Raw genomic sequence first — 13,782 nt, 5'->3', positions numbered from 1 at the left:
CCGCACGCGACCGTGTGTCAGTTGAGGAGCCCGGTGACGTACACGCTCACCGGTCGTCCTCGGACGAAAGCCAGGGCGTGGTCGTTCTCCCCGACGGCGCCGTCGCCCATGAGGACCGTCCCGCTTCCGTCGAGATGGGCTGTGAGCGTGATGACGGCGGCGGTGCCTGTGCCCCACTGGGCCGGTGGATGGACCAGGAGGAGGACGGGGGCGTTCTCGTCGTCGGGGGAGGTGATCCGCAGCGACCCGGCGTCGTACTCGACGGCCGGGATGTCACCGGAGACCTCCACGAGCCGCGGCGGCGCCGGGGCGACGGCCCGCGGGTCGCCGGTGTCCACGTACCAGTGCCAGGGCGCGGTCAGCAGCCCGGGCGGCGCCCCGGGTTCCTCGGCCGTCAGGAGGTCGGCAGGGACCAGGACCAGCCCGGTGGCGCCCGGGACGGCCAACGGGAGGGCGCCGCCCGTCAGTTGCCCGGCGACGGGCGGGGGAGCCGCGCCGGTTCGGGTGAGGGCGGCGACCACATGGCCGGTGTGCTTCAGGCGGACGACCGTGACGGTCGGCCCGGTTGTCTGCCCGGCCGCCGGGGCCGGTACCGCGATCGCCATGACTGACTCGCTCTCGTGACTGTCGTACGGACGGGTGGGGACGGACGTGAGGGATGGACATAAGGGGGCGGAGGCTCGGACGGATCAAGTAGGGGATCAAGTGGGGGATCAGGAGGTGGATCAGGTGGCGGGGCGGGCGGCGGTTCGGGTGGCCAGGACGACGTAGTCGGCGGTGCCCGGCAGGGTGGCGAAGTGGTTGAGCGCCCGGGCGGGGCCGAGCCCCGAGTACCAGGCGATCAGACAGCTCAGCCGGCGCTCGGAGTCCACCTCGCAGCGCAGCACCACGGGCAGGGCGCCGAAGCCGGACCCGTTGACGCCGCTCTCGGCAGGAGCGCCGTAGGTCTGGATCCGTGGCGTCACCTGGACGTGCAGGACGACCTCGCCCGACTCCACCTGATCCGCCGTCACCGGCGGGGGCAGCGGCAGGACCACACCGTGGGTCGCCGTGCCGGACTGGACGAGGACACCGCCGCTGACCAGCGGGCTGTCCACGGCGCCGCCGACGGTCAGCCCGCCGGAGACCCGCACATCGCCCAGGATGCGGGTGCTGCCGTCGCCGAGGACGCGCAGCGCCGGGGCGAGCGCGCCGGCCGCGTTGAACCGGCCGATGTCCAGGCTGCCGTCCGCACCGCCGATCCGGACCCCCACCTTGCCGGCCACCGGGCGGGGTTCGGCCGCCAGCTCCAGCGTGCCGCCGCGCGCGGACACCCGGTCGGCGAGAACGCCCGCGTACCGGCGGCCGACCCCGTTCGCCCGGGGCAGCACCGCGCTGAAGCCGCCGTCCTCGCCGTCGGTGGCCCAGGTGACGAAGGAGAGCAGCACCCGGCCCCGGTCGCCGCCGTCGAGACGGTCGGGACCCGCGTCGGGTGCGGGCGGCCGCTGCTCGCCGAGGTCGAGCTCGTCACCGGGGGCGCCGACCACCAGCAGGAAGCCCTCCGTGGTGCGCGGGGCGGCGCCGTTCGCGGAGCAGGCACCGGAGGACACCGGGGCGCCACCGGTGGCGGGCTCGTCGCTCCACATGAGCATGAGCGGACGGGGAGCGGTGTTGCCGGGGTCGACGATCGTGAACCCCTGGTCGGGTGTGGAGAGTTCGACCGGGGCCGGCACCACGATCTCGCGGCCGGACGGGTCGACGAGGGTGCCGCTGCCGACGACGACCGTCTTGTAGACGTCCGACCCGGCCCGCGCGCGGACCGTCACCTCCAGGCCCGAGGCGATTCCCCAGGTGTGCAGGTGCCGGTGGTGGCGTGCGGCGGCATCGCGGTCGTACCGCACCACGGCCGACAGGTCGTCGGCGGCCAGGGTCTGGCCCTCGTGGAACTCCGGGCGCAGAGGTGCCGGCATGGGCTGCTCCTTTCATGTCTCGGTGGTCGGCCGCGGCAGGCAGCCGGTGAGGTCGAGCAGGTCCAGCAGGAAGACCAGCAGCTCGGCTGTGGTGACGTCGTGTTCGAGGAGCCGGGCGAGCCCGCTGCGCCACCGCTGTGCGACCGGATCGGGCAGGTGGGCGTCACGCCGTCCGGCCGGCACGGCTCGTACGACGTCGCAGCCGTCCAGCGTCACCTCGGCGATCAGCACCTCGGGGACGCAGCCGCTCGGGCAGGGCACGACCACGAGCGAGCGGACGGCCGAGCGTAGATACGCCTCGAAGGCGCGCCAGGCGAACACCTTGCGCAGCCGGTTGTGCTGAACGTCGTTGCCGGGCGGTTTGGCCGGTACGTCGCACAGCAGCGTCAGCGGGGCGCGGTCGCACAGGTCGCCGTTGACGTCGAGACGGGCGGTGAGCCAGTCGGTGAGGTCGTCCGCCGAGGGCCGCGTCTTGTCGCTCTCGCAGGCGGCCAGGAACCCCCGGTCGTCACCGAACCGGCGCCGCAACAGCGCGCACAGCCGGTCCCGAGGCGGCTCGGGGACGCAGCCCACGGAGTATCGGTGGCCCTCGCGCACTCGCGTGGGCACGCACCCGGCCGTCGCGCAGCCGTCGCCGGGATCGTAGGGGGCGGCGGGCTCGGCGAACTCCTCCTCGTAGCGGAGGAAGAGGCCGTAGGTACGCTCGGGTCCCGGCGGGCACGGGTCGGGGCAGCCGCCGCCCGTGGCACGGAACTCCCGCACCAGGGCCACGACATCGACGTCCTCGGCGCACGGCACCGGGATGTCGTTGCCCGTGCCGTCCACCGCGTGGCCCTCCCCGACGCGCACCGTGCCGCGGGCGCGGGAGTCGCAGCCGACGGGCAGACCGCACAGGACCGCACCGTGTCCGTCGGCCGAGACGTACCGCAGCCGGTTGTGGGCGCGGACGCGGCCGGTGGTCCAGCCGGCGAGGCCGGACAGGTCGTCCTCGGTGAGGAGTTGGCCCGCGAAGAACACCGGGCGGACGGGACCGCCCGCGCGGAATCCGGCGGTGGGGGCGAGGGCGGCGGACGCCGTGGCGGTGGGGTCCGCGCCACATCCGCAGCCGCAGTCGCGAGGTCCGGTGGTGTGGGGTCCGGTGGTGTGGGTGCCGGTGGTGTGGGTGCCGGAGCCGGTCATGGCCGCTCCTCCGTGGTCGCGCTGTCGGTGCCGCCGTCCTCGGCCGGGGGTTCCGGCGCCGTACCGGCCCGGGTGTCCGTGCCGATGTCGGGGGAGGGCTCGTCCTCGGACCGCTGGTCAGGGTCGGGTCGTCGGTCGTTCTCGATGAAGATCCAGCTCTCGAAGACACCGGCCGCGCCCGCGGGCGTCCCGGACGTGCGGGGACCCGAGCCGTCGGGCGGCAGGAGCCCCGGCCGATACGCGGGCGGGCCACCCGGCCGCGGCACCAGGCCGCCGGTGTGGGTGCCGTCCACCGGGTCGCCGCAGACGTCCAGGACGAACGGGGTGCGCAGCACCAGATGGATCCGGTCGCCGTCGTTGAGGTACTCGCGGTCCGTCTGCCGGATCCTGATCGCTGTCGTGGTCTCACCGGTCTCGAGGGTCGTGCCGTCGGGCAACTCCCTGGTCTCGACGGTCGCGCCGTCCGGCGACTCCCTCTCGTCCCTCTTGAGGCGGCTTTCCAGGCGCATCACGGTGCCGCGGACGCCCCGGCCGCCGGTGATCAGGAACAGGTCCGCGACGCCCTCCTCGGCCAGCGTCGCGATGCGCACCGGTCGAGAGAACTCGATCCGCAGGCCGTCCTTGCCCAGGAGGGTGCGTGCCTGCTGGGTCGTGAGACGGCCGCCGTGCGGCCAGGAGACGCTGGTGACGACGGTCGCCGGACGCCGGGCGAGGGGGCGGCGGACCTCGGGGTGGATCTGCTCGGGGGTCAGGGCGCGATCGGGACGGACGCGGTGCACGCGGGCGAGCAGCAGGCCCGGTCCCACGGTCCTGCCGTCACCGCATCCGGGCGTGTGGGACGCGTCCTCGGCGGGTGGCGCGCAGGGACAGGGCGGATCGCAGGGATCGGGTCGCGGGCGCCGGGTCGTCGCCCGCAGGGTGAACCCTTCGCGGATATGGGCGTAAGCGGTGCGCGGGAGACCGTCGCAGGACTCGGTGTAGACGGCGCGCACGCTGTCGACCGGCTCCTCGCAGTGGTGGATGGTCAGATAGACGGTGACGCCGTCGCCGGCGGCGCCGGACCGGATGTCCTCCAGGGCGTGGCACCGTTCGTCCTCGTCGAGGAGCCGCCACAGGTCGTGCCGGGGCAGCACACCGCACGGCACGATCAGTTCGTCGCCGTTCCGGTCGACGGCCATTCCGTCGGTCACCTCGAACCAGGGCGCGGTGCGCCGCGGATCCGGGCAGCTGCCTTCGGGCGCCGGCACCGGGCGTGTCCACAGCCCGTGGGCCACGCCGTAGCCGTGCAGGGCCAGGTTGTGCAGGCGCAGCCGGGCGAGGAACTGCTCCTGCTCCTGCCGGAGGTCCTGGGCGGACAGCAACTGGCCGTGGAAGTACGTCAGCCGCCGCCGGCCGGTCGGTGGGGCGCCGTCACGCCCGGTCGGAGGAGCCGTCATGAGGTCCTGCCTTTCTTCTCGTCGGGGTGTCCGCCCGTCTTGTCGTCGGGGTGTCCGCCGGTCTGGTCGTCGGGGTGCCCGCCCGTCTTCTCGTCGAGGGGGCCGCCGGCGTGCGGGCCGGGGTGTCCGCCCGCGCCGCGCTCGTCCAGGGCCACCGTGCGCAGGCCCGCACCTGACGTGCCGTCCAGCCGGATGCCGCGCCGCCCCGAACGGTCCGCCCCGAGCACGCTGTCCGCGCCGAGGACGGCCGTGCCCGCCGGGGAGGCCGCCGGCGCGACCAGGAGGGTGTCCACGCCGACCGCGCTGCGCTCGCCGACGGTGAAGCCGTGCCCGCCGAGCGACACGGTGGCCGCGGTGTGCGCGGGGGCGAGCCGCTCGACCAGGTCCGCGGCGGCCTTGGCCGTGTCGTCGGCGGGCGACGTGGGACCCCGGGACCCGCAGGCAGGACGCGGCGGGAGCAGGACGCGGAAACGGAACGCGGTGTCGGTCAGCGGGTCGTCGTCCGGGTCGCCGAGCGAACGCAGCGGCGCGCCGCCCCGGCGGCCACCGGTCCCGGCCAGCCGTGAGCCGAGGACCGTGGGCCCGCCGAGCCGCACCCGTGACGCCGACCGTCCGAACAGCCGCACCTCGCCCAGGCGGGTGTCGCGGCCCACCGCGCCCCACGGCGCGCCCGCCGGTTCCAGGATCGCCGGACGCACCCCCAGCATGATCTCCAGCGCGAGGGCGAGCCCGCAGGGTGTCCCGCGCCGCCTGCGCAACTCGGGTGCCGCGGCGATGAGTCGGCGCAGCACGGCGGGCGGGAGCTGCGCGGTAGCGGCGTCGGGTGCGCCGGGGCGCGCGCCGCCGGCGGGTCCACCGCCCGAGCTCGCGCCCGGCGCCGGGTCGGGGTCGGGGCCCAGGTCGAGGCCGAGCAGGCCCGCGATCCACGGCAGCACGCCGTCGGGCACTCCGGCCGGGTCCAGCAGCGCGGGCGCGCGCTCCGTGGCCCGGTCGAGGGTCTCGACGACCGAGTCGAACAGGGCGAGGAACCGCTCGGTGAAGTCGTCGGCGGACGGATCCTCGCGGTAGACGGCCGGGAGGAGATCGGCGGAGGTGGTCCGGGGCAGATCGAGGCGCAGTTGCCGTACGGCGGGTCCGGGCGCGGCGGCGTCGGCGCGGCCCAGCAGCAGTCGTACGACGAGGAACCGGCCCGGCGGCTGGTCGACCAGGACGTCGTGGGCCTCTCCCGCGACCGACTGCCAGTCCTCGGGCCCCGGCATGCCCGCGGGATCGTCCCCGGTGGTGGCCAGTTGGACGACCAGCACGCTGCCCGAGGGCACGTCGGCGTCGATCCGGAGCCGGTGCCAGCGGCACCGGGAGATTCCGCTGTCGAGCGGGACGGTGACCAGGGCCGCCTCGGTCACGCCGGACGGCAGGACCAGCGCGTCGCCGTCCTGGACGGGCGCGGGCAGCGGAGCCGCCGCCGACTCGGCCGGGCACCAGCCGGAGGCGGTGTCCAGCAGCAGATGGGCGGGCGCGTCGGCGCGGATGTCCACGGTCACTCCCCTTTCCGGTCGGTGGCGGGGGCGACGACGGAGGCCGTCACCCGTCCGGCGCGCACCAGCGCGTGCGGCGGCAGCGGTGTGTCGGCGCAGGGCGGGACCGGCCGCCCGTCCACCGTGAGTGTCAGCAGCGGCACCGCCGTCACCGCGTCGTCGGTGAGCAGCCGGTGCAGCAACTCGGTGTGGACGAGGGGAGCGCCGAAGGGCCGTCCGTCGCCCCCGGCGCCCCCGTCGAGGGGATGGAGGAAGCGGCGCAGCCCGTCCTCGGCCCGGCGTACGGCCGCGGCCGGGTCGGCGCCCGGCGCGAGCGCCAGCACGATCCGGGCGTCGACCTGGACGTACCGGGGCGCGGCGGCCACGACGGTGATGCCGGTCGGAGCGAGGGCGCGGGTCAGGTGGTCGGCGACGGCTTCGAGGTCCCCGGCCGTGGGCAGTGGCGCCCCGGCGGTGGCGGGGTCCTCGTCGGGCGGCACCAGATAGACGCCGACGATGCCGGGCAGCCGGGCGCCGGGATGGTCCGGGTGATGCCCCGCTACGGCGTGGGCGCGGGCGACCCGGGCACCCGGGGCGCGCAGCGCCAGCAGGGCGTGGTCGGCCGGGGTGACGGCCCGCCCGGCGGTGCGGATCTCGGCGGCGCCGCGCCGGACGGTCGCGTCGAACCGCTCGGGGTCGGTGCCGCCGGTCCCGGGCAGCGGGTTGGTCACCGAGGCCACTCCGGGTACGGCGGTGCGCAGCGCGGTGGCCGCGTCCGCCGCGACGGCACCACGCCTGCCGCCTCCGGTGCGGTAGCCGACGGCCCGTACGTTTCCCGCTCCCGGTGGCAGGGCTACTCCGTGCACGCCGTCGCCGAAGGTGAGCACGCCGGTCTCGGCGTCGAGCGCGAACACCCGGTCGGCGGGGCCCGCGAGCGTCAGATCGGGCACCTCGCGCCACACGGGCCCCGGGTCCCGGTCGCTGTCGGCCGTCGTCTCTCCGACCGGGAAGAGCGGCGCGGCGGGGTCGTCGGCGACGGTGACGGTCAGCGAGCCCGGCACCACGGGCGGCGTCGCCACCCGCAGCCGTACGCCCGCCCCGCCGTCCCGGTCCCGGGGGTCCACCGGCACGGGGCTGAGCACCTCGTCGCGCACGGTCCGTACGGCCGTGGCGAGCACCGTGTGGGGCAGGACGGCGACGAGCCGCGGCGGCTCGGCGTACGCCCCTCCGGTGATCCGCACCCGCAGCCAGCGGGCCTCGGGCAGCTGCGGCCCGCCGGGCGGCCGCCCCGGCCGCCATCCCGTGGGCAGGCGCAGATGTACGGTCCCGGTGCCGGCCAGCGCCCCGGTGTGGTCCACCACGACATCGGCCGCCCGGAAGGTGTCGCCGTCCAGGACCGACCAGCGCAGCTGCGGCGGGGGTGCGTCGGGCGGGGTGGTGGTGCCACGGGCCGCGGCGGCGGGACCGCCCGGGCGCGGGGCGGCGACGAAGGCGAGGGAGAGCCCGCCCTCGACGGCCTCGGGGGCGGTGAACCCCAGCCACAGCGCCGAGCCGGCCGTGCCCAGGGCGCCGAACGGGAGGAAGCCGTCGGCGGCGGCCCCCTGACCCGGCAGCACCTCGTCCACGGGCCCCGGCAGCGTGCCCGTGGCGGGACGGCCCACGGCCAGGGAGGTCAGCTCGGCCGGGGACACCCACATGTCGTCCACGGTCTCCAGCACCACTTCGGTGCCGTCCTCGCCGGGAGCGCCGGCCTGGAAGTCGGCCGGCACCTGAACTCCCGTTCCGGCGGCGGCCGTTGCCGTGAGGCGCAGCAGGACCTGGGCGGGCGAGGCGGGCAGCGGCGAGACCCCGGCGATCCGCAGATGCTCCACGAGCAGCTTGGCGGGCAGCCGGTCGACGCGTCCGGCCACCGCCTCGGCCAGCAGTCCGAACAGCCGCAGCAGTGCCTCGCCCGCGTCGTCGGGGCCCGTACCGGTCCACTCGGGGGTGAAACCGCCGGCCCGGGCGCGCAGCGCGGCGACCAGGTCGTCCCGGGTGACACCCAGCGGTACCGGGCGGCCGTCCGCGTCGAGCAGCGCCGCCCGGGCGGCACCGGCGGACAGCGTCCACCACGGCTCGTCCACCGCGGGGGCGAGCCGGGCGGCGGGATCGACCGGGACGGGCGGGCCGGGGTCGTGGGCGGTCATGCGCGTACCTCCCGGGGGGCGGCGCCGGAGGGCGGGGTCGTGCGCACCAGGACCTCGACCGGGCCGGGCAGTTCGCCGGGGCGCAGCGGCACATCGCCGCAGGACTCGTACGGTCCCTCGTCCAGGGCCACCGCGACGGCCCGCACCGGCGTCCGGTCGCCCGCGGCCTCCAGTGCGCGTTCGGCCGTACGTTGCAGCGCCGAGGGGCGCAGGACGCCGCCGAACGGCCAGCCGGTGCCGTCGCCGCCGACGAGTGGGTCGAGGTGGCGGCGCAGTGCCGCGTCGAGGAGGTGCCGGCGGGCGGTGTCCGCGGCGAGGGTGACGCGGACGCGCACCGGGCGGTAGCGCGGGGGCGCGACGAACACCCCGGCGCCCAGCAGTCGCGCCGCCTCCAGCCGTGCCCGCACGGCGCTCAGCGCGCCGGGGTCGGGCACCGGCAGCGGTACGGCGTCGGGCGCGGCGCTGTCGCCGGGGGCGCGCGGCACCCGGGGGACGACGAGCGTGGTCACGGCGCCGGACACCCTCCGCCCGGGGTGCGCGGGGTGGACGCCGACCAGTGCGTGGGCGCGGGCGACGGCGACCCCGGGTGTGGAGAGGGCGAGTTCCTCGTGGTCGGCGGCGGTCACGGCACGGGTGACGGTGCCGAGCGCGGCGGCGGCCCGGCGGCGCGCGGCCGCCGGGGACTCGGGCTCGGCCCCGCCCACGGACGGCACCAGGGCGCGCGCGGTGCACGGCGCGCCGGCCGGCTCGGTGTCGGCGGGCTCGCCGGTGAACACCCAGTCCCCTGGCGCGGATTGATCCCCGGTGGCCCCGGCAACCGGTCGCGGACCGGCGAGCCCGGCCAGCGCGGGGAAGGCCAGCAGGGCCGCCGGTACGGCGGCGCTCACGGCCGGATCCGCGCCGCCGTTGCCGGACGGACCGCCGCCGAGCCGGTACTCCGCCCACAACACCGTCGCCGACCCGGTGCGGCCGACCCGGGGGATCCGTCCGGTCAGACCGTCGCCGAAGCGCAGTGCTCCCGAGGCCCGGTCCACGGTGAACACCCGGTCGAGCGGCCCGCTGAACGCCAGATCCGGTACGGCCGTCCAGTCGTAGGCGCGAGCGTTCCCGGAGTCGTCCGTCTCCCACAGCCTGAGCCCTACGACGTCGATGAGCCGCCCGGCGGAGTCCTCGGGCAAGGCGACCACCAGACCCGGAAGCCGCGGCCGGGCGAGGAACCGGGCCACCAAGGGCCCGTCCGGGCCCTCCTCCAGGCGGACGCGCCGCGCGTGGTGGGCGGGGACCGCGTTGGGGGACAGGCTCAGCAGCCGCGGCGGTGCGGCGAAGGTGGCCGCGGGCGTGTCCAGGAGCAGCTCGTGTTCGGTGCCGCCCGCCGTGGCCGGGAGTGTCAGCCGGACCAGCCCGGACCGGCGCAGCCCGCCGGTGCCGTCCACCACCGCACCGGCCGGCAGGGCGCGCACGTCGCCGCCCGGCCCGTACGACCATCGGAGTCGAGCCGGGGGCGGTACGCCGGGCACGGCCCGCGCGCTCCAGCCCTCGGGGGCCGGGCTTCCGGTCCACGGTCCCGCCGGTTCCTCCAGAGTGAGCAGCAGGGAGAGCGTTCCGCCGTCCGGGAAGCCGTCACCGGACACGGTCAGGCGCAGGCGGACCCGCGCGGGACGGCCAGGGGCGCCCGCCAGTGGTACCGGGCGTCCGGCGGCGAGATCGGCCGTGCGGTCGCGTTCGCCGCCGGACGCGTCCCGCACGCACAGCCCGCTCACCCGCACCGGCAGCACGTCCAGGTCCCCGTCCAGATGGAAGTCCGTACCGCGCCCCGGTTCCCGGCCGAACGAGGCACCCTCCCGGATCCGCAGCCGGGCGCCGGGCTCCTCCGGGACGACCTGAAGCACCGTCACCGCGGCGGTCGCCGGGGCGGGTCCTGGCACCCCCAGCAGTCGCAGCACCGCGTGCACGACCGCGTCCGGCACCTGGTCGAGCCGGTAGACCTGCTGCTCCAGCAGATAGGCCTGGAGGTCCAGCAGGGTCATGCCCGGGTCGACGGGGGCGTGCAGGGTCCAGCGGCCCGCGGACTCGGCGGGGATCCGCGAGCGGACCGCGTCCACCAGATCGGCCCAGGACAGATCGTCCAGCCGCAGCGGCGCCAGGGTCATGAGGGTTCACCCCCGCCCGCGCCCGACTCGAACGCGCCCGCGCCGTCCACCAGCCCCGCGCCGCCGTCGAGGTAGTAGGGGAAGACCAGCGTCTCGTGCCGGCCCGTCGCCCTGACCCGGTAGTCGACGGACACCGTCACCCGCCACTCCTCGCCCGGCTGCGCCTGCGCCCGTACGTCGTCCACGGCCGCCCGCGGCTCGAAGTCCCGGACGGCGAACCGCACCGAGTCCTCCAACTCGCGCAGCGCCCGCGCACTGCCGGGAGCGAAGACCAACTCAGGTGCGCGGGTGCCTAGTTCGGGGCGCATCACCCGCTCGCCGAGGCCGGTGCGCACCAGCACCAGCAGACAGTCGCGGACACTGTCCGCACCGGCCGCGTAGGCCAGCCGCCCCGAGGCGTCGGGCAGCAGCGGGAAGCGCCAGCCCCGCCCGACGAAGGCCTCCGCGCCGCCGGTCACAGGGCCACCCGCACGGTCGTCGACATCGGCGCGGGGGCCGTGGGAAGGGCCGTACCGGTCACCCCGGGCGGGCCGACGGTGTGGGTGTGCGCGAGGACCCAGTTCGCGAAGGTCGTTCCCGTGAGCGCGGGCTCCGAGGCGCCGCTGCCCAGCTTCACCTGCGGCGCGTCCAGCGTCACCGAGTCGGCGGTGACCGTCACGGAACCGCCGCTGACCGTCACCGGACCCGACCCGGCGGTGATCTCCACCGAGCCGTCCGCGGCCACCGTCACCTTGCCGCCGGAGGCGGTGCGCACCACCACCGAGTTGCCCGCGTCGTCGAGCTCGACGCGGTGCCCGGCGGAGGAGGTGAGCCGCACGGCCTGACGGCCCGTGCTGTCGTCCAGGGCCAGTTCATGGCCGTGCTTGGTCCGCAGCAGCTTCTCGTCCCGGCCGCCGGTGCGGTGCGTGGGCGGCTTGTCGACGCCGTTGTAGAGGCAGCCGATGACCACGGGGTAGCGCATGTCGCCCTGGTCGAAGGCGACGAGCACCTCGTCGCCCTGCTCCGGCACGAAACTCGCCCCGTACCCGTTGCCCGCGTACGGCTGCGCGACCCGGCACCACTCGCTGATCGTGGCGCCGTCGTACCACGGCAGCGTGAGCTGCACCCGGCACTCCTTCTCCGGGTCGTCCTCCACCCGTTGCACGATTCCGGTCGCCACACCGAAGTACTTCTTGTCCACGGTCAGTCCGGGCATGGCCGACATCACCCCGTCACCGCCCCTCGGACGTGCGCCGCGCCTCGAACGAGGTGAGGAAGCCGGAGGAGTTGAAGGAGTGCGTCACCTTGGTCGTGTAATAGGTGCCGCCGAACCGGCTCCCCACCCCGCCGATCCGCAGCGAGTCGCTCGGCACCAGATCGGGCAGTCCCGCCAACTGCCCCGCACAGGTGACGAATTCGTACGACTTCCCGCGCAGTACGCTCACCGCCAGCGCCCGCGCCTCCTGCTCGGAGCCGACCGGGCGGTCCACGATCACCTCTTCCCGGTCGCCCATCTCCTGTGCCGCCGCTGCGGGCCCGCTGCGTCCGGCGTCGCGCTCCGCCCGCAGGTCCGCCTGGGTGGCGACGCCGACGATCGCCTTCTTGGTCCGGGGGTCCCAGCCGCGCACCGTCACCTTGGCGACCTGCCCCGACAGGGTCACGGTCGGCCGGAACGAGATCAGATTGGGCTCGGAAGTCCCGGCCGGGGCCGGACCTTGCTCCGCCCGCTCCGAGCGGGCGCCGTCGGCCGGCACCGCGTACCAGAGGTCGAAGGTGTGCGGCTGCCGGGCCGTGGAGCCCGCCCGGCCGTCGGCGGGGGAGACGAAGTACAGCTTCTCCACCCCGGTCCGCGGACAGGGCGCCACATAGCACTCCCGGTCGATGCCCTTGGCGCGTTTGAGCAGGAAGGAGACGTCGTCGAGGTTGTCCTGGGTCACCAGCGGATGCACCACGCCCTCCTTCTCGGCCACCAGTTCCAGCTGGTGCCGCTCCGCGATCTTCTGCGCGATCTGCCAGTCCGCGAGGTTCAGGAACTTCTTCATGTCGTCCGGCCGTGGCTTGCGTTCCTTCATCCGCGTCGTGCGGTCCTGGCCGGTGATCTGCAGGGTCGGCGGCCCCGACGAGGGGAAGTCCGACTGGACCGTGGTGACCTGGCCCTTGGCCACCACGAGCGGCCGGCCGAGCGAGGTGTAGCCGAGCCGGATCTCCACCAACTGGCCGGGGGCGAAGTGCTTGGGGTCGTCGAAGCGCAGCCGGCGGGTCAGCTCGTCCCAGTTGCTCAGCGCCAGCGAGAACGTTCCGGTCTTGTCCAGCTCACGGACCACCTGGATGTCGAGCACGCAGTCGCGCATCTGGACGGCGATCTCGGAGCCGTTCAGCGCGACCTCGAAGCACGGGGCGTACGTGTCGGCCGGCAGCGGGGTCGCGAGCGCGTTGGACGGCGGTGCCATCGCCCCTCACCCCCGTTCCAGCGCGGGCACGACGAGCGCGGTGCCGGGAGCGAGCGCCCGCGGATCGGAGAGGCCGTTGGCGGCCGCCAGCTCCCGCCAGCGTCCGGAGTCCCGGTACACCGCGGCGGCGATGGAGGAGAGCGTGTCACCGCGCCGCACCGTCCAGACCTTCCGCACGGTCGGTGAACTCGTCGGCGTGGTCAGCTGTTGCTCCTTGGCCGTCCTGAACTCCTTGAGCGACAGCGACACCTTGGCCCGGGTCGGCGTACCGTCCCGGTCGAAGAGGACATAGGTGAAGGAGAGGCTGTCCACGACCCCGGTGAAGGGGGGATTGGCGCCCCAGGCGAAGGTCACCACCGGCGGCGCGTGCGTGATGCTCTGACGAATCGTCAGGTTCTGGAAGTCGTCGAGCCAGCGCCGCTGCACATCGCGGTCCCGGGGCTCCGGCTCCTCGGCGGCGTCGACCAGGGCGTCCAGCTTGAGGGTGCGCGCTCCACCCCGGACGAACTGCAGAGGCGGCGAGTCCAGGCCCGGGATGCCGATCTCGGCGAACGTCACCGCCTTGGAGACGGCGTACTCGGTCGGATTGACCGGCAGCGTCAGCAGCGGTTTCGCGGGCCCGGCCACGGAACCGGACGGCCGGACGACCAGGGTCGCCAGCGTCGGCGCGGCGTCCCGCCCCGTGGACAGACCGGGCACCGGAGCCATCAGGACCCCCCGAAGCAACCGGCGGCGGGCCCGCCGGAGGACTCACGGGCCGGGCCCTCACCGGTCAGCGACGCCTCCCGGGCCAGCAGCCGGCCGCGGGCCCTGACGTCGTCCTGCCGCTGCGACCACTCCCGGATGTGTTCCGCGAAGAGCCGGGCGAAGACCGCCGTGTCGTCGCCGCCGACCTCGAAGTCGACGGAAAGGTGATGAATCGTCAGCATTTTCTTCTCT

Annotated in this window: 12 protein-coding genes; all 12 read right to left on the bottom strand. The window is 75.5% G+C overall.

Going from position 1 to position 13,782, the window contains the following annotated elements; translation table 11 throughout:
- Nucleotides 1-17: 17 nt before the first annotated feature.
- A complete protein-coding gene (locus OG568_RS11125; RefSeq protein WP_329531346.1) occupies nucleotides 18-605 on the bottom strand; it encodes a hypothetical protein in 588 nt (195 codons plus the stop codon).
- 120 nt (nucleotides 606-725) lie between these two features.
- Nucleotides 726-1,949, bottom strand: a complete 1,224-nt coding sequence (locus tag OG568_RS11120) for a hypothetical protein (RefSeq protein WP_329531345.1) — start codon at nucleotides 1,947-1,949, stop codon at nucleotides 726-728.
- Between the two features lie 12 nt (nucleotides 1,950-1,961).
- A complete protein-coding gene (locus tag OG568_RS11115) occupies nucleotides 1,962-3,128 on the bottom strand; it encodes a hypothetical protein (RefSeq protein ID WP_329531344.1) in 1,167 nt (388 codons plus the stop codon).
- Entirely contained in the window at nucleotides 3,125-4,564 is a 1,440-nt protein-coding gene (locus OG568_RS11110; protein ID WP_329531343.1) for a hypothetical protein, read from the bottom strand. The genes OG568_RS11115 and OG568_RS11110 overlap by 4 nt, the downstream gene beginning before the upstream one ends.
- The gene (locus OG568_RS11105; RefSeq protein ID WP_329531342.1) at nucleotides 4,561-6,099 is read right to left on the bottom strand and encodes a hypothetical protein; all 1,539 of its coding nucleotides are present in this window, start codon (nucleotides 6,097-6,099) and stop codon (nucleotides 4,561-4,563) included. The genes OG568_RS11110 and OG568_RS11105 overlap by 4 nt, the downstream gene beginning before the upstream one ends.
- 2 nt (nucleotides 6,100-6,101) lie before the next feature.
- Nucleotides 6,102-8,264 carry a putative baseplate assembly protein gene (locus tag OG568_RS11100; RefSeq protein WP_329531341.1) on the bottom strand — a complete coding sequence of 721 codons (2,163 nt, stop codon included), beginning with the start codon at nucleotides 8,262-8,264 and terminating at the stop codon, nucleotides 6,102-6,104.
- Nucleotides 8,261-10,414, bottom strand: a complete 2,154-nt coding sequence (locus OG568_RS11095; RefSeq protein WP_329531340.1) for a hypothetical protein — start codon at nucleotides 10,412-10,414, stop codon at nucleotides 8,261-8,263. Before OG568_RS11095 ends, OG568_RS11100 begins: the two co-directional genes overlap by 4 nt.
- Nucleotides 10,411-10,872, bottom strand: coding sequence for a GPW/gp25 family protein (locus OG568_RS11090; protein ID WP_329531339.1), 462 nt, complete (start codon nucleotides 10,870-10,872; stop codon nucleotides 10,411-10,413). The genes OG568_RS11095 and OG568_RS11090 overlap by 4 nt, the downstream gene beginning before the upstream one ends.
- A complete protein-coding gene (locus OG568_RS11085) occupies nucleotides 10,869-11,609 on the bottom strand; it encodes a phage baseplate assembly protein V (RefSeq protein ID WP_329531338.1) in 741 nt (246 codons plus the stop codon). The genes OG568_RS11090 and OG568_RS11085 overlap by 4 nt, the downstream gene beginning before the upstream one ends.
- Nucleotides 11,610-11,625: 16 nt before the next feature.
- Nucleotides 11,626-12,843, bottom strand: coding sequence for a phage late control D family protein (locus OG568_RS11080; protein WP_329531337.1), 1,218 nt, complete (start codon nucleotides 12,841-12,843; stop codon nucleotides 11,626-11,628).
- A 6-nt stretch (nucleotides 12,844-12,849) separates the two neighbouring features.
- Complete coding sequence (locus OG568_RS11075; RefSeq protein ID WP_329531336.1) at nucleotides 12,850-13,551, bottom strand: CIS tube protein; 702 nt, start codon at nucleotides 13,549-13,551, stop codon at nucleotides 12,850-12,852.
- On the bottom strand, nucleotides 13,551-13,772 hold the full coding sequence (locus OG568_RS11070; protein ID WP_067361831.1) for a putative phage tail protein: 222 nt from the start codon (nucleotides 13,770-13,772) through the stop codon (nucleotides 13,551-13,553). The genes OG568_RS11075 and OG568_RS11070 overlap by 1 nt, the downstream gene beginning before the upstream one ends.
- Between the last annotated feature and the right edge of the window lie 10 nt (nucleotides 13,773-13,782).

This window comes from Streptomyces sp. NBC_01450 (assembly GCF_036227505.1).
GTDB lineage: Bacteria > Actinomycetota > Actinomycetes > Streptomycetales > Streptomycetaceae > Streptomyces.
Note: the sequence above shows the minus strand (reverse complement) of the source record. Positions and strands in the feature narration are given on the sequence as shown.